Here is a 16,687-nt window from a genome sequence, read left to right on the forward strand (position 1 = left end):
GGCCTCATCGCGAGCAAGCTCGCTCCTACAGGGACCGTGTAGGAGCGAGCTTGCTCGCGAAGAGGCCGGTACAGGTTTACATCAACGCGAAGTCAATGCCGCATAGCTGTTCATCAAATTGCGGTAGTTAGGAATACGCTGCGACAGCAGGTTACCCAGCCCTTCGATATCGTTGCGCCAGTCACGGTGCAGCTCACACGCCACCGAGAACCAGTTCATCATCTGCGCGCCCGCCTGGGTCATGCGCACCCACGCTGCCTGTTGCACGGTTTCGTTGAAGGTACCCGAAGCATCGGTCACCACAAACACCTCAAAGCCTTCGGCCAGCGCCGACAGGGTCGGGAACGCCACGCATACATCGGTTACCACGCCGGCGATGATCAGCTGCTTGCGGCCAGTGGCCTTGATCGCCTTGACGAAGTCTTCGTTGTCCCAGGCGTTGATCTGGCCGGGGCGGGCGATGTACGGCGCGTCCGGGAACATTTCTTTCAGCTCGGGCACCAGCGGGCCGTTCGGGCCTTGCTCGAAGCTGGTGGTGAGGATGGTCGGCAGGCCGAAGAACTTGGCCAGGTCACCCAGGGCCAGCACGTTGTTCTTGAACTCGTTGGGCGAGAAGTCCTGCACCAGCGAGATCAGGCCGGTCTGGTGGTCTACCAGCAGGACCACGGCGTCGTCTTTGTTCAAGCGCTTGTAATCAGGTTGGCTCATGGGGTGACTCCTTGGGTTGGGATGACGGTCCGGCACTGTCCGCAAGGGGCTATACCGGTGGATAGATACGGCTTAAGAAATGGCCTGCGCCTGTCGCCAGGCCTTGGGCGGCTGGCCAACCAGGCGGCTGAAGGCGCGGGTGAAATGGGCCTGGTCGCAAAAGCCGCATTCCAGGCTTACATGGGTTATCGGTGCTTCGGTGGTGAGCAGGCGCTTGGCCTTTTCCATGCGTGCCAGCAGGCGCCAGGCCTGGGGCGAAAGGCCGGTATTGACCTTGAAGGCGCGGGAGAAATGGCTGCGGGTGAGGTTGCACACGCCGGCGATCTCGATGATCGACAGCGAACTGCGCAGCATCAGTTCCTTGGCCTGGCGCAACCGCGCGGGCGTCAGTGCGCCGGGGGTTTGCAGCGGCTCTTGGGGCGTGCCGGGGTGCATGGCGACTCTCCTGTTGAATGCAGAAAGTCTCGCCCCCGGCACATGACAAAGTCCTGAGCCGAACCTGAATTGTTCTTAATTGTGCGCGGCGGTATACCGTAAGATGCACGTTGTATTCAGCTACCGAGCGAAGAAGCATGCAGGTAAACGCTCACCGCACCGTGGCCATGGTGCTGTTCAACGATGTGCTCTTGCTGGATGTGACCGGGCCCATGGATGCGTTCGCCATCGCCAACCGTTTTTTGCCGGCAGAGCGGCAATACCGGCTGCTCACCCTGGCCGAAGGGCAGGCAGCGGTGCGCGGCTCCTGTGGGCTGAAAGTGGTGGCCGACCTGCGCCTGGAAGACTTGCCGGACGCCGTCGACCTGTTGCTGGTGCCCGGCGGCCCTGGCGCGTATGACATTGCCGTGCCAGCGCTGGAGCGCTGGTTGCCACAGGCGGTGCGCAGCGCCAAGCGCTTTGGTGCCATTTGTACCGGGGTGTTCCTGCTGGGCCGGGCGGGGCTGCTGGACGGCTACCGCTGCACCACCCACTGGAATTACGTCGAGCGCCTGGCGCGGGCGTTTCCTCAGGCCAAGGTCGAGACCGAGCAGATCTATGTGATCGACCGCTGCCTGATTACGTCGGGCGGGATCACTGCGGGTATCGACCTGGCGCTGGCGGTGGTGGCCGAGGACCACGGCAAGGCGCTGGCCCTGGAAGTGGCCAAGGTGCTGCTGGTCGCCCGCCATCGCCAAGGCGGGCAGACCCCGTACGGGCCGTTGCTGGCGGCGGTGCCGCGTGATGATTCGCCGATTGCCCGGGTACAGGCGCACATCGTCGACCATATCGAGCAGACGTTTACCGTGCAGAAGATGGCCGACCTGGTGGCCATGAGCAGCCGTAACTTCGCCCGCACGTTCCAGCGCGAGGTTGGGATAACGCCGTTGCAGTACCTGCAGAATGCGCGGATCGACCGGGCACGCAAGCTGCTGGAAGGCAGCGACCTGCCGTTGAAGGTGGTGGCGGCGCAGTGCGGGTTTGGCAGTGACCGGCATATGCGCAAGGTGTTCTGTGAGCGGATTGGCATGACGCCGGCGCAGTATCGGGCGCAGTTTGGTGGGGTTTGAGTTGGCAGTTTTCCTGTGCTGGCCTCTTCGCGGGTTTACCCGCGAAGAGGCCAGCACAGGTTGTCTCATTCTTCGGGACAATCTTTCTCCCCGAAAGCAGATTGTCTACCACCCCCTCATTCCCCAGAATTGTCGGCCAAACTGTTCAAACGCTGCCCCGGCAGCTCATGGAGTACGAGCCAATGCCACACGAAGGCAGCCTTCTGCAAACCGCGGTGATCTTCCTGCTCGCCGCAGTCCTCGCCGTCCCCCTGGCCAAGCGCCTGCAACTGGGCGCCGTGCTCGGTTACCTGCTCGCCGGCGTAGTCATCGGCCCGCAGGCACTGGGCCTGATCCGCGACACCGAAAGCGTCGCACACATTTCCGAGCTGGGCGTGGTGCTGCTGCTGTTCATCATCGGCCTTGAACTGTCGCCCAAGCGTCTGTGGCTGATGCGCAAATCGGTGTTCGGTGTCGGCACTGCCCAGGTGCTTCTGACCGGCGCACTGATCGGTGCCATTGCCCTGTTCGGCTTCAGCCAGACGCTGCCGGCGGCCATTGTGCTCGGCCTGGGCCTAGCGCTGTCGTCCACCGCCCTGGGCTTGCAGAGCCTGGCCGAGAGCAAGCAGCTGAACGCCCCGCACGGCCGCCTGGCCTTCGCCATCCTGCTGTTCCAGGACATCGCCGCCATCCCGCTGATTGCCCTGGTTCCGTTGCTGGCCGCCAGTGGCCCGGACACCAGCCACGGCGATAGCCTGCAACACGGCCTGAAGGTATTCGCCAGCATCGCCGTGGTCATCATCGGCGGCCGCTACCTGCTGCGTCCGGTGTTCCGCATTGTGGCCCGCACCGGCCTGCCGGAAGTGTCCACCGCCACCGCGCTGCTGGTGGTGATCGGCACTGCCTGGTTGATGGAGGAAGCCGGTGTTTCGATGGCTTTGGGTGCGTTCCTCGCCGGCTTGCTGCTGGCCGACTCGGAATACCGCCACGAGCTGGAATCGCAGATCGAACCGTTCAAGGGCCTGCTGCTGGGGCTGTTCTTCATCAGCGTCGGCATGGGCGCCAACCTGCTTCTGTTGCTGGAAATGCCGCTGGTGCTGCTGGGTTTGACCCTGCTGCTGGTGGCGGTGAAGCTGGTGCTGCTGATTGGCGTCGGCCGCCTGGCCGGTGGCCTGAACAGCGCCAGCGCCCTGCGCTTGGGCATGGTGCTGGCCGCCGGGGGCGAGTTCGCCTTCGTGGTGTTCAAGCTGGGCAAGGACCAGGGCTTATTCGACACCCAGACCTACGATTTGCTGTTGATGACCATCACCCTGTCCATGGCCATCACCCCACTGCTGATGCTGGGCTGCGCCCGCGCCCTCAAGCGCCCGCAGCCTGTGCGGGAAGTGCCTGAGCAGTACAAGCAGATCCAGACGGATACGCCGCGGGTGGTGATCGTCGGCATGGGCCGCATGGGCCAGATCGTCGCGCGTATTCTGCGGGCACAGAAGATCCCGTTCATCGCCCTGGAAACCTCGGTGGACACCATCGAGATGACCCGCATGTTCGAACAGGTGCCAGTGTTCTACGGCGACCCGCTGCGCCCCGAGGTGCTGCATGCGGCCAAGGTGGGTGAGGCGGAGTACTTCATCATCACCATCGATGACCCGGAGGCCGCCATTCATACCGCTGAACGGGTGAAACGCCTGTACCCGCACTTGAAGGTGCTGGCCCGTGCGCGTAATCGCCAGCATGTGCACAAGTTGGTGGATGTGGGTGCAGAGCCGATTCGCGAGACGTTCTACTCCAGCCTGGAGATGACCCGCCGGGCATTGGTGGGGTTGGGGTTGAGCGATGAACAGGCGGCGGACCGGATTGCGCGGTTTACCCAGCATGACGAGGAAGTGCTGGTGGCCCAGGGGCAAGTGCGCGATGACCGGGCCAAGGTGATGCAGACGGCCAAGGAGGCGCGGGTGGAGTTGGAGCGGTTGTTTGATTCGGATGCGGATTGAGGGCCTTTGGCGCACGCCTTGAGGGGTGTGGCGCCTATGAGATCGAGCGCCGCCCACGCGGCGCATCGCGAGCAAGCTCGCTCCTACATCTGTTTCGGGCCAGTTATTCCTGAAGTAGTGGCGCGCGGCCCTTGGTGTTCATCTCGAAATTGCGTCGGGCAAACAAGGCGGTCGCGCGCGTTGGTGCAGGCGATACTGGCCCGAAACAAATGTAGGAGCGAGCTTGCTCGCGATGCGCCGCGCGGGCGGCGCTCGATCTCACAGGCGCCACATCCCTCACGACATACACTTGGTGGCCGTACCACTACCTCATGGCCTGCACGTTAACAGGCAAACCCGAACTATTTAGGGACACTTACCGTGCGCAGCCTCCCAGAGGTCATACGCCGCCTGCTCGGCGAGGTACTGCCGGGCAGGGCCAAAGCCTGCCAGTTCAAGTCGATCAGCGAGGTCAGCTGAAATGGCCGCACGTCCATGGAGCACAGCGGACAATTGCATCTGCGAACAATCAAGGCGCCGGGCTAAATCCGAAATAGTCATTCCGATTGCTGGCAGCACGTCGAAGAGCAACGACTCTCCCGGATGTGGTGGATTGTAGAGGGGCATTTGAAGTCTCCTGAATAGGCACTCCCAATGATCTTCCCTTTCCTCGCTGGCCATCAGGTCGCAACGGCTGATCGGATTGTCAGAATTATCCTGTTTTATCTCGCCACCGGAGCTGCTATACCGCCCTTCGCGGGCAGCGTAGCGGACCCAGCACACCGAATTCTCAGTTGCGTCCTACTGTCTTCCAAGCCATTTCCTACGTAGCCGCATAGCCTGAAGAATTATCCTACACACCGTGTCGACGCCCGTCTGATTGTCCGGGGAAGGCCTGCTCTCTAGGCTGACCTGGTCGCTGTCGGTTCAGCGATCGGGTGTGGAAACCCGGATGTGATGAAGGGCTGCCGTTATGGCAGTTGTGCGCGTGAGGCCTTTTGGCCTACCGGCTTGCCTTCTCACCGGTTTTCCACCCCGCGCACAACTGCCGCCTTCTGCGTGGAAACGGGTGGTTGCAGTTCAATCCTAGAGAAGGAATTGCCATGAAAAGAATCGTCCCCGATCCACCCCTTCCCGAAACCACCCAACGCCCCTTCAGCCGCTGCGATGCCGGCCATCCCCCATTGTTCACAGTAAACCCCGGCGTCTCCGCCCACGACGCTCTGGTGCATGTCGCCCAGTACCTGCGCGGTGCCTATGACTGTGGCTACAAAGCCCTGGAGCATCTGGATGACACAGGCAAAAGCCTGTTCTGGAGCAACCTGAATGCACTCGAAATGGCAGAAGGGTTGGTTGAGGCATTGCTGGATGGGATTGAGTCACAGCCCATGAATTGATGCAGCCTGTGCCGCGAAGAGGCCGGTACAGCAAACAAAAAAAGGCCGGCTCCCTACAGAGGAAGCCGGCCTTTGTGCGTACCGCTACTGATCAATTACTTACCCGCAGTCAGCGCGTTGTAGCTGGTCATCAGGTTCCGATAATCCGGAATGTGGTTGGAGCACAGCGCCGCCAGCCCTTCGATATCATTGCGCCAGTCGCGGTGCAGCTCACAGGCCACGCCGAACCAGGTCATCAGCTGGGCACCCGCCCGGCTCATACGGTCATGGGCAGCATCACGGGTCATTTCGTTGAAGGTACCGGAAGCATCGGTCACCACAAACACATCGAACTCTTCTTCCAGCGCCGACAACGCCGGGAACGCCACACAAACCTCAGTCACCACACCGGCAATGATCAGCTGCTTCTTGCCAGTGGCCTTCACCGCCTTCACGAAATCTTCGTTATCCCAGGCATTGATCTGGCCAGGGCGGGCAATGTACGGCGCATCCGGGAACAGTGCTTTCAGCTCTGGTACCAGCGGGCCGTTGGGGCCTTGCTCGAAGCTGGTGGTGAGAATGGTCGGCAGGTTGAAGAACTTGGCCAGGTCAGCCAGGGCCAGCACGTTGTTCTTGAACTTGTCCGGCTCGATGTCGCGCACCAGCGACAGCAGGCCTGCCTGGTGGTCTACCAGCAGTACGGCAGCGTCGTCTTTGTTCAGGCGGTTGTAGGTGAATTTGCTCATGGTCTGTGCTCCTAAGGTTTATGAATTTTTCAGCTAGTCGGGGTGTTTCGCGTTGATGGACACAGATTAAAATCATCACCTTTGCTGCACTAGACTGCGAAAACCGCCCTTAGCGTTCCGTTTGGAGAACGATCATTGGAAGACCTCAACTCCCTCTACTACTTCACCCAGGTAGTCGAGCACGGTGGTTTCGCCCCGGCAGGCCGAGCGCTGGACATGCCCAAGTCGAAGCTCAGCCGGCGCATCGCCGACCTTGAGGACCGCCTGGGCGTGCGCCTGCTGCACCGCACCAGCCGGCACTGCTCGCTCACCGAAATCGGCCAGGCCTACTACAACCGCTGCCTGGCCATGCGCGTGGAGGCCGAGGGCGCGGCGGAGATCATCGAGCGTAACCGCAGCGAGCCGCGCGGGCTGGTGCGTATCAGCTGCCCTACCACCCTGCTCAACTCGTGGGTCGGGCCGATGCTGACCCGCTACATGCTCAAGTACCCGCAGGTGGAGCTGTTCATCGAAAGTACCAACCGCCGCGTCGACCTGCTGCACGAGGGCTTCGACATTGCGCTGCGGGTGCGCTTTCCACCATTGGAAAACACCGACATGGTGATGAAGGTGCTGAGCAACAGCACCCAGTGCCTGGTGGGCCAGCCGCAGTACCTGGAGCAACTGCCCAAGGGCTTCGATCCGCAGTTGCTCGGCACGCTGCCGAGCCTGCATTGGGGCAGCGCACAGCGTGAGTACCAGTGGGAGCTGTTCCAGGGTGAGGACAGCAGCCGCAGCATTGTCATCCCGCATACACCGCGCATGGTGACCGACGATTTGTTTGCCCTGCGCCATTTCGTGGTGGCTGGGGTGGGGATTGCGCATTTGCCGCGGGTGGCGGTTCGCGAAGACCTGGCTGCGGGGCGGCTGGTGGAGTTGATACCCGACTGGCATCCGCGTTGCGGCATCGTGCATGCGATCTTCCCTTCGCGGCGCGGGCTACTGCCTTCGGTGCGGGCGCTGATCGATCATCTGGCTGAGGAGTTTGCCATTAGCGACATGGCTTGAGTGCTGGGCTGGCTGTACTGGCCTCTTCGCGGGTAAACCCGCTCCCACAGGGATCGCGCAGATTCTGAGACTGTGCAGTACCTGTGGGAGCGGGTTTACCCGCGAAGAGGCCGGCACAGGTAAAGCAGATCCGCCCAGCACACCCTTACAAGACCCCTGGCCTATCCTTGCTCCACAATCCCGGATCATCCCCCGGAGCCCCCCATGATCCGCGCCACTCACGGACCAGGCCGCGCCCTGCTCGCCACCCTCGCCCTCTGCCCGGCGCTCAGCCAGGCCGATGAACCTGGCTGGTCGTTGCTCAGCCGCAACTACTTCCTGCACAGCGACTTCCGCTCGCCCTCTGCCAGCGGCCAGAACTACCGCCAGGAATGGGCACAGGGCTTCATCGGCGAGGTCCGTTCGGGCTTCACTGAAGGCACGGTTGGCGTGGGCATCGACGCCCACGGTTTTCTTGGCCTGAAGCTTGACGGCGGCCGTGGCCATGCCGGCACCGGTTTGCTGCCACGCGACAGCAATGGCCGCGCCGAATCCGACTACTCCAGCGCCGGTGCCGCGCTCAAGCTGCGCCTGGGCAACACCCAGTTGCGCTACGGCGAAATGAACGTGGAAACCCCGGTGTTCGACACTGGCGACAAACGCCTGCACCCGGAATACGCCACCGGCTGGTTGGTGGAAAACACCGACCTGCCCGACTGGCGCCTGCAAGCCGGGCGTTTCAGCGCCTTCAACAACCAGGACAACAGCTCCACCCACGATGATTTCAGCGGCTATGGCGCCACCACCCACAACCGCGCCATCAGCCTGGCCGGCGCCACCTTCGCACCCGCAGGCCCGTTTGGTGGCGCGCTGTATGCCGGTCAACTGCAAGACACCTGGCGCCAGGCCTACCTCAACCTGAACCTGGCCGAAGGCAACTGGCGCGTGGACGGCAACCTCTACAAAACCCGCGACACCGGCAATGCCAGTGCCGGGGCAATCGACACCCTCGCCTACAGCCTGCTGGCCAAATACAGCTTCGGCGCCCAGGCGCTGAGCCTGGCCTATCAGAAGGTCGAGGGCGACACCCCGTTCGACTTCGTTGGCGGCGACTCCATCTATCTGGCCAACTCGATCAAGTACGCCGACTTCAACGGCCCGGGCGAGCGTTCGTGGCAACTGCGCTACGACCTCAACTTCGCCACCCTCGGCCTCCCCGGCCTGAGCCTGATGGGCCGCTACGTCAGCGGCCGTGGCATCGACGGCAGCCATGCACCGGCCAGCGGCGCCTACGTTGGCCAGTACGGCGACGGCGGCAGGCACTGGGAGCGCGACATCGACCTGAAATACGTGGTGCAGTCGGGCGCCGCCAAAGACTTGAGCCTGTCGTTCTCCCATGTAAGCCACCGCGCCAACCAGGCCCAGGCCGGCGATGACATCGACCGTATCTACCTGATCATCGAATACCCACTCAAAGGCAGCTTCTGACATGAGCACATCCCCTTCAGGCGCCTGGAGCCCGTTGCGCAACACCACCTTCCGCATGCTGTGGATCGCCACCATCGCCTCCAACATCGGCACCTGGATGCACGAGGTGGGCGCCGGCTGGTTGATGACCACGCTGTCGGCCAGCCCGCTGCACGTGGCGCTGATCCAGGTGGCCGGCTCACTGCCGATGTTCTTCCTGGCCCTGCCAGCGGGCGCGGCGGCGGATATCGTCGACAAGCGCCGCTACCTGTTGCTGGTGCAGCTGTGGATGTCTGCCGTGGCCGTGGTGCTGGCAGCCCTGACCCTGCTTGGGCTGATGAACGTGACCTTGCTGCTGGTGCTGACCCTGGCACTGGGCATCGGTACGGCGTTGATGATGCCGGCCTGGAGCGCACTGACACCGGAGCTGGTGGGCAAGGAAGACCTGGCCAACGCGGTGGCCATCTCCAGTGTGGGCATCAACGTGTCTCGCGCCATTGGCCCGGCCTTGGCCGGCGTGGTGGTGAGCATGGTCGGCCCCTGGCTGACCTTTGCCTTGAACGCCATTTCGTTTGCCGGGGTGATCCTGGTGTTGTTCCTGTGGAAACGCGAGGTGAAGGAGCCGCTGCTGCCAGCCGAGCGCTTCGTGGGCGCCATGCGCACCGGCCTGCGCTTCGCGCGCAGTGCCAAACCCTTGCAGGCCGTGCTGTTGCGGGCTGTAGCGTTCTTCTTCTGCGCCAGCGCCGGCACCTCGCTGCTGCCACTGATCGTGCGCGGCGAAATGCACGGCACTGCTGCCGACTTCGGCTTGCTGCTGGCGGCCATCGGCATTGGCGCGGTGGCCGGCGCCACCCTGCTGCCGCGCCTGCGCGAACGCATCAGCCGCGACCGCCTGGTGCTGTTCGCCAGCCTGCTGTATGCGCTGTTCCTGCTGGCGCTGGCGCTTGTGCGCAACTTCTATGTGCTGCTGCCGGCGATGCTGCTCAGCGGGGCGGCGTGGATCGCGGTGCTGTCCAACCTGCAGGTGGCGGCGCAAACCTCGGTGCCGGCCTGGGTGCGGGCGCGGGCGTTGTCGGTGTACATCCTGATTTTCTTTGGTGCCATGGCGTGTGGCGGGTTGCTGTGGGGCACTCTGGCCAGCCATGCGTCGATCACCTTGAGCCTGCTGCTGGCGGCGGGTGGCCTGGGCCTGGGCACGTTGCTGACCTGCAAGGTGACCCTGCCGGAAACCGAAGCCGAAGAGCTGACGCCGTCGTTGCACTGGCCTGTTCCGGTGCTGAACGATGACATGGACAAGGAAAGCGGGCCGGTGATGGTGACGGTGGAGTATCACATCGACCCGGCCAAGGCCGAGGCTTTCCAGCTGGCGGCGCGGGAACTGGAAGCCATGCGCAAGCGCAATGGGGCACTGTCCTGGGGATTGATGCGCGACAGTGCAGACCCGGCGCTTTGGCTGGAGTTTTTCTTCGAAGAGTCGTGGCTGGAGCATTTGCGGCATCACCATCGGGTGACCCGGGGTGAGCTGAAGATCGAGGCGCGGGTGCGGATGCTGCAGACGGATGGGGTTGAGGTGAAGATTCGGCATCTGCTGGCAGGCGGGGAGCACAAGGCTCACCACTGATGTTGGCTTTTCCGGCCTCTTCGCGGGCAAGCCCGCTCCCACAGGGACCGCGCAGGTCCTGAGGGCTGTGCAGTACCTGTGGGAGCGGGCTTGCCCGCGAAGAGGCCCACACTGAAGGAATAAAAAAAGGGGCCAAACACTGGCCCCCTTCTTCACATCAGCTCAGCTTAGAAAGCAAAGCACGAGCAACCCAGCGCCCCCCAGAAGCCCTGGAAGTCATTGACCGGCACACTCGATTTACGCGCTTTGTCATGACTGTGCGCATGTACCCCGCACGGCCCCGAGCACTGATGCACGGCGGCCGCCAGCGAAGGCGTACCCACGCGCCAGTGCCCTGGCACCTTAGCTACGGGCGACCACTCTGGCAGCACTGGCACCTGCGGTGGGCCAAGGCGATCAAATTCGCCGGCAGCGTACACCACCTTGCCATCGACGATGGTCAGCACCGACTCGATGCCCTTGATCGCCTCTTCATCAACGCTGAAGAAGTCCAGCGACAGCGCCGCCAGGTCAGCCAGCTGGCCCACCTTGATCTGGCCTTTCTTGCCCTGCTCGCTGGAGAACCAGGCACTGCCTTGGGTGAACAGTTGCAGCGCGGTGTCGCGGCTCAGGCCTTCAGGGTACAGCTCCATGCCGCCAACGGTCTTGCCGCTGACCAGCCAGTACAGCGAGGTCCACGGGTTGTAGCTGGACACGCGGGTAGCATCGGTACCGGCACCGACCGGCACGCCCATGTCGAGCATGCGCTTGATCGGCGGGGTCTGCTCGGCGGCCTTGGCACCGTAGCGGTCGACGAAGTACTCACCCTGGAAGGCCATGCGGTCCTGAATGGCGATACCACCGCCCAGGGCACGCACGCGCTCGATGTTCTGTGGCGTGATGGTTTCGGCGTGGTCGAAGAACCACGGCAGGCCGTTGAACGGGATGTCGCGGTTGACCTTCTCGAACACGTCGAGCATGCGCGTGATCGATTCGTTGTAGGTGGCGTGCAGGCGGAACGGCCAGCGCTGCTCGACCAGGTGGCGCACCACCGGTTCCAGTTCTTCTTCCATGGTTTGCGGCAGGTCCGGGCGCGGCTCGAGGAAGTCCTCGAAGTCGGCAGCGGAGAACACCAGCATTTCACCCGCGCCGTTGTGGCGCAGGAAGTCGGTGCCGCTGTGCAACTTGACGCTGGAGGTCCACTTCTTGAAGTCGTCCAGCTCTTCCTTGGGCTTCTGGGTGAACAGGTTGTAGGCGATGCGCACGGTCAGCTGGTTATTGTCGGCCAGCTCCTGGATCACCGAGTAGTCGTCGGGGAAATTCTGGTAGCCGCCGCCAGCGTCGATGGCGCTGGTCAGGCCCAGGCGGTTGAGTTCACGCATGAACTGGCGGGTGGAGTTGACCTGGTATTCCAGCGGCAGCTTCGGCCCTTTGGCCAGGGTGGCGTAGAGGATCATCGCGTTGGGGCGGGCGATGAGCATGCCGGTCGGGTTACCGAACTTGTCCCGCTGGATCTCGCCACCCGGCGGGTTCGGCGTTTCCTTGGTGTAGCCGACGGCCTTGAGCGCGGCGCGGTTGAGCAGCGCGCGGTCATACAGGTGCAGCAGAAACACCGGGGTATCGGGCGCGGCCTGGTTGATTTCTTCCAGGGTAGGCATGCGCTTTTCGGCGAACTGGAATTCGTTCCAGCCACCCACCACACGCACCCACTGCGGGGTCGGCGTGCGCGCGGCCTGGTCCTTGAGCATGCGCAGGGCATCGGCCACCGATGGCACGCCTTCCCAGCGCAGTTCCAGGTTGTAGTTCAGGCCACCGCGGATCAGGTGCAGGTGCGAGTCGTTCAGGCCGGGAATGACCGTGCGCTGCTTGAGGTCGACGATTTGCGTGGTGGCGCCCTTGTGGGCCATGGCCTCGGCGTCGTTGCCCACGGCGATGAAGCGGCCATCCTTGATGGCGACGGCGGTCGCAGTAGGCTTTTCGCGGTCAACGGTGTGCAGTTTGCCGTTGAACAGAATCAGGTCGGCGGTCATGGAACCTCCTTGGGTGGATGCGTGAGCGGAACCGGCTTGGCCGGTGAAGGGCAATGCGGACCAGAGCGCGCCGGCGGCACCGAGCACGGTGCTGGTGGCGAGGAACTGGCGACGGGTCTTGTCGTTGCGGTCCTGGGACATGGTGTTCTCCGTCTCTGGGTGCGGCAGCGGCAGGCGCAACTGCGGAGCATGCCGGTTGATGCTGGGTCAGGGCTTGGATGGATGTGCGGTGGGCTGTAGAAGGTTAGCCCTGATCAACAGTTGTGCTGCCAGGGCTGGCCTCTTCGCGGGTAAACCCGCGAATGCATCCCACAATTAACGCTGGAGGAACGCCAGCAAATCCTCATTCAGCTGCTGCGCATGGGTCACCGCAAACCCGTGCGGCGCACCGGCATACACCTTCAGCTCAGCCCCGCGAATCAGCTCTGCCGCCTGCTTGCCGGTGGTTTCGAACGGCACGATCTGGTCGTCGTCACCATGAATCACCAGCGTCGGCACATCGACCTTGGCCATGTCCGGGCGGAAGTCGGTTTCGGAGAACGCCGTCACGCAATCCAGGGTGCCCTTGATCGACGCCATCAGTGCGATGTTCAGCGTTTGCGTCTGCACGCCCTGAGACACCTGCTGCCCATGGTTCAGGCCATAGAACGGCGTGGCAAAGTCGGCGATGAACTGGGCGCGGTCGGCACGCAGGCCGGCACGGATACCCTCGAACACCGACAGGTCGACACCCTCAGGGTTGTCGTCACGCTTGCCGAATACTGGCGTCACAGCCCCCAGCAACACCAGCCCGGCCACCCGCTCGCTGCCGTGGCGGGCGATGTAGCGGCTGACATCACCGCCACCCATCGAGAAGCCCACCAGGGTGACGTCGCGCAGGTCGAGGTGTTCGATCAGCTGGGCAATGTCATCGGCAAAGGTGTCGTAGTCGTAACCGTTCCACGGCTGGCTCGAACGGCCGAAGCCCCGGCGGTCGAAGGCGATGGCGCGGTAGCCTCGGCTGGCCAGGAACTCCATCTGCGAATCCCACATGTCGGCATCCAGCGGCCAGCCGTGGCTGAACAGCACGGGCTTGCCGCTGCCCCAGTCCTTGAAATAGATCGAAGTGCCATCGCGGGTAACGAAGGTGCTCATAACGGTATCTCCTTGAAAGTGTCGAGGTGAAGGCGTGGCTCAGCCGCGTAGCCAGTTGGCGCAGCGGCGGGTTACCCAAGGCATGATGTAGAACACCACGGGCAGGATGACGAACAGGTTGACGATGAGGTTGCCGGTGATCGGGCCGCCCAGCTGCGGGAAGCGTGCGAACAGCGGCGCCAACAGTTGCGGAATGACCATGGTCATCGGGCAGATCACCAGGTAGGTCAGCAGCGCCTGCTTCCAGCGCGGCGGTTGCGCCGCCGTAGTGCTCGGCGGGGTGAACCAGAACTCCGGGTCATCGTGCACCTGGGTGTTGTCACCGCCTTCAAGCAGCGGTAGCACCTCATTGACCAGCGCCTGGCGCTCGCCCGAGTTGACCCAGGCCTGCAGTCGCGTGGCGTCGGCAAAACGCACCACGGTGGTGAAGTGCAGCCCGCCGTCATCGGGACGGATGACGTTGACGTCCAGGTGCCCCGGCTGGCGCCGCGCGGTACTGACCGTGCGCTTGAGCCATGCTTCGTAATCTGCCAGCGAGGCGGCGCGGACCTTGTGCTGAATGACCAGCGTCACCACGTTGCGGTTGTCTTGGAGTGCGGTGTTCATCGGCGTTCCTTGGGATGAGCTTGCCCGCATCCACTGTGCAACGGCGGACGGGCGGAGGATTGGATGGGTGTGCTGCCCTTGGCGGGCACCGACTGGCGGTGCCCGGGGCGGTTTGGCTTACTTGCCGGCGTTGAAGGCGTTGTAGCTGGTCATCAGGTTGCGGTAGTCCGGGATGTGGTTGGAGCACAGCGCGGCCAGGCCTTCGATGTCGTTGCGCCAGTCGCGGTGCAGCTCACAGGCCACGCCGAACCAGGTCATCAGCTGCGCACCGGCCCGGCTCATGCGGTCGTGGGCAGCGTCACGGGTCATGGCGTTGAAGGTGCCGGAGGCATCGGTGACCACGAATACGTCGAACTCTTCTTCCAGCGCGGCCAGGGCCGGGAAGGCAACGCACACTTCAGTCACTACGCCAGCGATGATCAGCTGCTTCTTGCCGGTGGCTTTCACGGCCTTGACGAAGTCTTCGTTGTCCCAGGCGTTGATCTGGCCTGGGCGGGCAATGTACGGGGCATCCGGGAACAGCGCTTTCAGTTCGGGCACCAGCGGGCCGTTGGGGCCTTGTTCGAAGCTGGTGGTGAGGATGGTCGGCAGGTTGAAGAACTTGGCCAGGTCGGCCAGGGCCAGCACGTTGTTCTTGAACGCGTCCGGCTCGATGTCGCGGACCAGGGACAGCAGGCCAGCCTGGTGGTCGACCAGCAGGACAGCGGCGTCGTCTTTGTTCAGGCGGTTGTATTTGAAGTTGGTCATGGTCGTTGCTCCTAAGGGTTTTGATGTTCAGTAAGTGGGGTGTTTCGCGTTGATGGGAGAAGATTAAAACCATCACCTTTGGAGCGGTAGATAGCTATTTTTGGCTTTAGCGTTCTATTTAAAGAACGACAAATTGGCAGTGGATTTGCCGGGCTACCTGCTCTATTACTACCCACAGCCCTCCCCTCATCCCCGAGACCTCCATGCTGGCGTTCATCCAGTCGTCCCCGTTGTTGCTCGGTACCACCCTGATCCTGCTCGACCTCGTGCTCTGGCAACTGATCCCCATCCAGCGCCGTGCCTGGCGCATCGGCACGCGCCTGGTGCTGTTCCTGCTGTTCAGCTCGGTGCTGGTGGCCGCTGGCATGAGCCCGCTGCAACCGCCGCCCTGGCCCGACGATGTGTCGCGCAACCTGATGGCCACGGTATTGGCCATCGGCTGGTGGCTGTTTGGCGCACGCACGGTCACGGTGGTGTTCGGCCTGCTGCTGGTGGCCCGTGGCAGCCATGGCGGGCGGTTGCTGCAGGATGTGCTGGGGGCGCTGATCTTCCTCGCCGCTGTGGTGGCTGCCGCCGGCTATGTGATGCAACTGCCGGTGAAAGGCCTGCTGGCCACCTCCGGGGTCATGGCCATCGTCATCGGCCTGGCGCTGCAAAGCACCCTGGCCGACGTGTTCAGCGGCATCGTGCTGAACACCACGCGGCCCTACCAGATTGGCGACTCCATCTCCATCGACGGCACCGAGGGCAAGGTGCTGGACATCGACTGGCGCGCCACACGCCTGCTGACCGGCACTGGCAGCCTGGCGGTGATCCCCAACTCGGTAGCGGCCAAGGCCCGGCTGCTCAACCACAGCCGCCCGGCCGATGTGCATGGGGTGTCGATCAGCGTGGTGGTGCCGGCCAAGGTGCGGCCTAAGCGGGTGTTCGATGCACTGGAAAAGGCCCTGCAGGGCGTCAGTGCCATTCTTGAGACCCCAAAGCCGAAAGTGACGGTGAAGGCCTCGACGCTGGAATCCGTGGAGTACGAGGCCAGCGGTTTCGTGGCCGACGCAGGCGCCAAGGGCGACGCGCGCAACCAGCTGTTCGACCTCGCGCACCGGCACCTGGAGGCCAGCGGGGTGATGTGGAACGTGGACCTGGCCCTGCCGCCGCGCAGCCGCCAGCGCGAAGTACTGGACGAGGTGCGGGTGTTCCGCTCGCTAAGCGATGAAGAGCGCGATACGCTGAGCCAGCGCATGACGGCGGTGGAGTACCTGGCGGATCAGGTGATCCTGGGCGTTGGCGAGCATTCCGATCACCTGTTGGTGATTGGCAGCGGGGTCATCTCGGCATCGGTGCGCGATGGCGACAAGTTGGTCGAAGCCGGGCGCATGGGGCCGGGTGAGGTGCTGGGGATCGAGGGCATCATCGATGAAGAGGATTCGCTGGCCGAGTTCCGCACGCTGACCAGCTGCGTGCTGTACCGGATCGACAAGGAACAGGTGAAGAGCTGTTTGCAGCAGCGTGGCGAGGTGCAGACGGCATTGAGCAAGTTGCAGCGGTTCCGGCGCCAGAGCCGGGAGTCGTTGTTGCTGCAGAAGCCGGCTTTGATCAAGAAAGGCGGCTTCCTTAGCTGGTTGCACAAGTAAGCCAGTGCTGGCCCAAACCTGTCATTTTCGGCATCACGCGGTCCGTGTAGGAGCGGCCTTGTGTCGCGAAAGGGCCGCAAAGCGGCCCCAGCAATTTATGCGGCGAAGCTGAAATGTTGGGGG

15 protein-coding genes are annotated in these 16,687 nt (G+C 63.2%); 7 read left to right on the plus strand and 8 right to left on the minus strand.

The window, feature by feature from the left end; all coding sequences use genetic code 11:
- Nucleotides 1-81: 81 nt before the first annotated feature.
- Together ycaC (QQ992_RS27240) and QQ992_RS27245 are read right to left on the minus strand one after the other, a co-directional pair.
- The gene (ycaC, locus tag QQ992_RS27240; protein WP_060498171.1) at nucleotides 82-708 is read right to left on the minus strand and encodes an isochorismate family cysteine hydrolase YcaC; all 627 of its coding nucleotides are present in this window, start codon (nucleotides 706-708) and stop codon (nucleotides 82-84) included.
- Nucleotides 709-780: 72 nt separating this feature from the next.
- Nucleotides 781-1,143, minus strand: a complete 363-nt coding sequence (locus tag QQ992_RS27245) for a helix-turn-helix domain-containing protein (RefSeq protein WP_119371834.1) — start codon at nucleotides 1,141-1,143, stop codon at nucleotides 781-783.
- Nucleotides 1,144-1,280: 137 nt separating this feature from the next.
- Here QQ992_RS27245 and QQ992_RS27250 point away from each other — a divergent pair, with 137 nt between their 5' ends.
- Nucleotides 1,281-2,252: a GlxA family transcriptional regulator gene (locus QQ992_RS27250; protein ID WP_286111745.1), complete on the plus strand. Its 972-nt coding sequence runs from the start codon at nucleotides 1,281-1,283 to the stop codon at nucleotides 2,250-2,252.
- Between the two features lie 182 nt (nucleotides 2,253-2,434).
- Nucleotides 2,435-4,222 carry a monovalent cation:proton antiporter-2 (CPA2) family protein gene (locus tag QQ992_RS27255; RefSeq protein WP_286111747.1) on the plus strand — a complete coding sequence of 596 codons (1,788 nt, stop codon included), beginning with the start codon at nucleotides 2,435-2,437 and terminating at the stop codon, nucleotides 4,220-4,222.
- A gap of 345 nt (nucleotides 4,223-4,567) precedes the next feature.
- Here the strand turns inward: QQ992_RS27255 and QQ992_RS27260 are convergent, their stop codons facing one another.
- Nucleotides 4,568-4,828, minus strand: a complete 261-nt coding sequence (locus QQ992_RS27260) for a HigA family addiction module antitoxin (RefSeq protein ID WP_286111749.1) — start codon at nucleotides 4,826-4,828, stop codon at nucleotides 4,568-4,570.
- Between the two features lie 476 nt (nucleotides 4,829-5,304).
- On the opposite strand from QQ992_RS27260, the gene QQ992_RS27265 reads away from it, so the two are divergent.
- Complete coding sequence (locus QQ992_RS27265) at nucleotides 5,305-5,598, plus strand: hypothetical protein (protein WP_286111751.1); 294 nt, start codon at nucleotides 5,305-5,307, stop codon at nucleotides 5,596-5,598.
- A gap of 95 nt (nucleotides 5,599-5,693) precedes the next feature.
- Here QQ992_RS27265 and ycaC (QQ992_RS27270) read toward each other — a convergent pair whose 3' ends face one another.
- The gene (gene ycaC / locus QQ992_RS27270) at nucleotides 5,694-6,323 is read right to left on the minus strand and encodes an isochorismate family cysteine hydrolase YcaC (protein ID WP_286111753.1); all 630 of its coding nucleotides are present in this window, start codon (nucleotides 6,321-6,323) and stop codon (nucleotides 5,694-5,696) included.
- A gap of 135 nt (nucleotides 6,324-6,458) precedes the next feature.
- On the opposite strand from ycaC (QQ992_RS27270), the gene QQ992_RS27275 reads away from it, so the two are divergent.
- From QQ992_RS27275 to QQ992_RS27285, 3 genes are all read left to right on the plus strand, one after another.
- Nucleotides 6,459-7,370 carry a LysR substrate-binding domain-containing protein gene (locus tag QQ992_RS27275; protein WP_105947185.1) on the plus strand — a complete coding sequence of 304 codons (912 nt, stop codon included), beginning with the start codon at nucleotides 6,459-6,461 and terminating at the stop codon, nucleotides 7,368-7,370.
- 204 nt (nucleotides 7,371-7,574) lie between these two features.
- Nucleotides 7,575-8,837: an OprD family porin gene (locus tag QQ992_RS27280; protein WP_286111755.1), complete on the plus strand. Its 1,263-nt coding sequence runs from the start codon at nucleotides 7,575-7,577 to the stop codon at nucleotides 8,835-8,837.
- A gap of 1 nt (nucleotide 8,838) precedes the next feature.
- Nucleotides 8,839-10,437 (plus strand): MFS transporter, encoded by a 1,599-nt coding sequence (locus QQ992_RS27285; protein ID WP_286111756.1) that lies wholly within the window; start codon nucleotides 8,839-8,841, stop codon nucleotides 10,435-10,437.
- A 167-nt stretch (nucleotides 10,438-10,604) separates the two neighbouring features.
- On the opposite strand, the gene QQ992_RS27290 is transcribed toward QQ992_RS27285, so the two are convergent.
- The 4 genes from QQ992_RS27290 to ycaC (QQ992_RS27305) form a co-directional block, all read right to left on the minus strand.
- Complete coding sequence (locus QQ992_RS27290) at nucleotides 10,605-12,446, minus strand: amidohydrolase (protein ID WP_274080303.1); 1,842 nt, start codon at nucleotides 12,444-12,446, stop codon at nucleotides 10,605-10,607.
- A 315-nt stretch (nucleotides 12,447-12,761) separates the two neighbouring features.
- The gene (locus tag QQ992_RS27295; RefSeq protein ID WP_286111757.1) at nucleotides 12,762-13,580 is read right to left on the minus strand and encodes an alpha/beta fold hydrolase; all 819 of its coding nucleotides are present in this window, start codon (nucleotides 13,578-13,580) and stop codon (nucleotides 12,762-12,764) included.
- Nucleotides 13,581-13,619: 39 nt separating this feature from the next.
- Nucleotides 13,620-14,186 carry an antibiotic biosynthesis monooxygenase gene (locus tag QQ992_RS27300; RefSeq protein ID WP_286111758.1) on the minus strand — a complete coding sequence of 189 codons (567 nt, stop codon included), beginning with the start codon at nucleotides 14,184-14,186 and terminating at the stop codon, nucleotides 13,620-13,622.
- A 117-nt stretch (nucleotides 14,187-14,303) separates the two neighbouring features.
- Complete coding sequence (gene ycaC, locus QQ992_RS27305) at nucleotides 14,304-14,933, minus strand: isochorismate family cysteine hydrolase YcaC (protein WP_286111759.1); 630 nt, start codon at nucleotides 14,931-14,933, stop codon at nucleotides 14,304-14,306.
- Nucleotides 14,934-15,136: 203 nt separating this feature from the next.
- On the opposite strand from ycaC (QQ992_RS27305), the gene QQ992_RS27310 reads away from it, so the two are divergent.
- Nucleotides 15,137-16,564: a mechanosensitive ion channel family protein gene (locus tag QQ992_RS27310; RefSeq protein WP_286111760.1), complete on the plus strand. Its 1,428-nt coding sequence runs from the start codon at nucleotides 15,137-15,139 to the stop codon at nucleotides 16,562-16,564.
- Nucleotides 16,565-16,687 lie beyond the last annotated feature (123 nt).

The organism is Pseudomonas kurunegalensis, from assembly GCF_030291635.1.
Classification (GTDB): domain Bacteria; phylum Pseudomonadota; class Gammaproteobacteria; order Pseudomonadales; family Pseudomonadaceae; genus Aquipseudomonas; species Aquipseudomonas monteilii.

What these genes read in the sequence shown, in the direction of transcription:
- QQ992_RS27280 (WP_286111755.1), top strand. Translation starts at nt 7,575, where the DNA reads ATGATCCGCGCCACTCACGGACCAGGCCGCGCCCTGCTCGCCACCCTC.
- QQ992_RS27250 (WP_286111745.1), top strand. Translation starts at nt 1,281, where the DNA reads ATGCAGGTAAACGCTCACCGCACCGTGGCCATGGTGCTGTTCAACGAT.
- QQ992_RS27255 (WP_286111747.1), top strand. Translation starts at nt 2,435, where the DNA reads ATGCCACACGAAGGCAGCCTTCTGCAAACCGCGGTGATCTTCCTGCTC.
- QQ992_RS27310 (WP_286111760.1), top strand. Translation starts at nt 15,137, where the DNA reads ATGCTGGCGTTCATCCAGTCGTCCCCGTTGTTGCTCGGTACCACCCTG.
- QQ992_RS27300 (WP_286111758.1), bottom strand. Translation starts at nt 14,186, where the DNA reads ATGAACACCGCACTCCAAGACAACCGCAACGTGGTGACGCTGGTCATT.
- QQ992_RS27260 (WP_286111749.1), bottom strand. Translation starts at nt 4,828, where the DNA reads ATGCCCCTCTACAATCCACCACATCCGGGAGAGTCGTTGCTCTTCGAC.
- ycaC (WP_286111753.1), bottom strand. Translation starts at nt 6,323, where the DNA reads ATGAGCAAATTCACCTACAACCGCCTGAACAAAGACGACGCTGCCGTA.
- QQ992_RS27245 (WP_119371834.1), bottom strand. Translation starts at nt 1,143, where the DNA reads ATGCACCCCGGCACGCCCCAAGAGCCGCTGCAAACCCCCGGCGCACTG.
- QQ992_RS27265 (WP_286111751.1), top strand. Translation starts at nt 5,305, where the DNA reads ATGAAAAGAATCGTCCCCGATCCACCCCTTCCCGAAACCACCCAACGC.
- QQ992_RS27285 (WP_286111756.1), top strand. Translation starts at nt 8,839, where the DNA reads ATGAGCACATCCCCTTCAGGCGCCTGGAGCCCGTTGCGCAACACCACC.
- QQ992_RS27290 (WP_274080303.1), bottom strand. Translation starts at nt 12,446, where the DNA reads ATGACCGCCGACCTGATTCTGTTCAACGGCAAACTGCACACCGTTGAC.
- ycaC (WP_286111759.1), bottom strand. Translation starts at nt 14,933, where the DNA reads ATGACCAACTTCAAATACAACCGCCTGAACAAAGACGACGCCGCTGTC.
- ycaC (WP_060498171.1), bottom strand. Translation starts at nt 708, where the DNA reads ATGAGCCAACCTGATTACAAGCGCTTGAACAAAGACGACGCCGTGGTC.
- QQ992_RS27295 (WP_286111757.1), bottom strand. Translation starts at nt 13,580, where the DNA reads ATGAGCACCTTCGTTACCCGCGATGGCACTTCGATCTATTTCAAGGAC.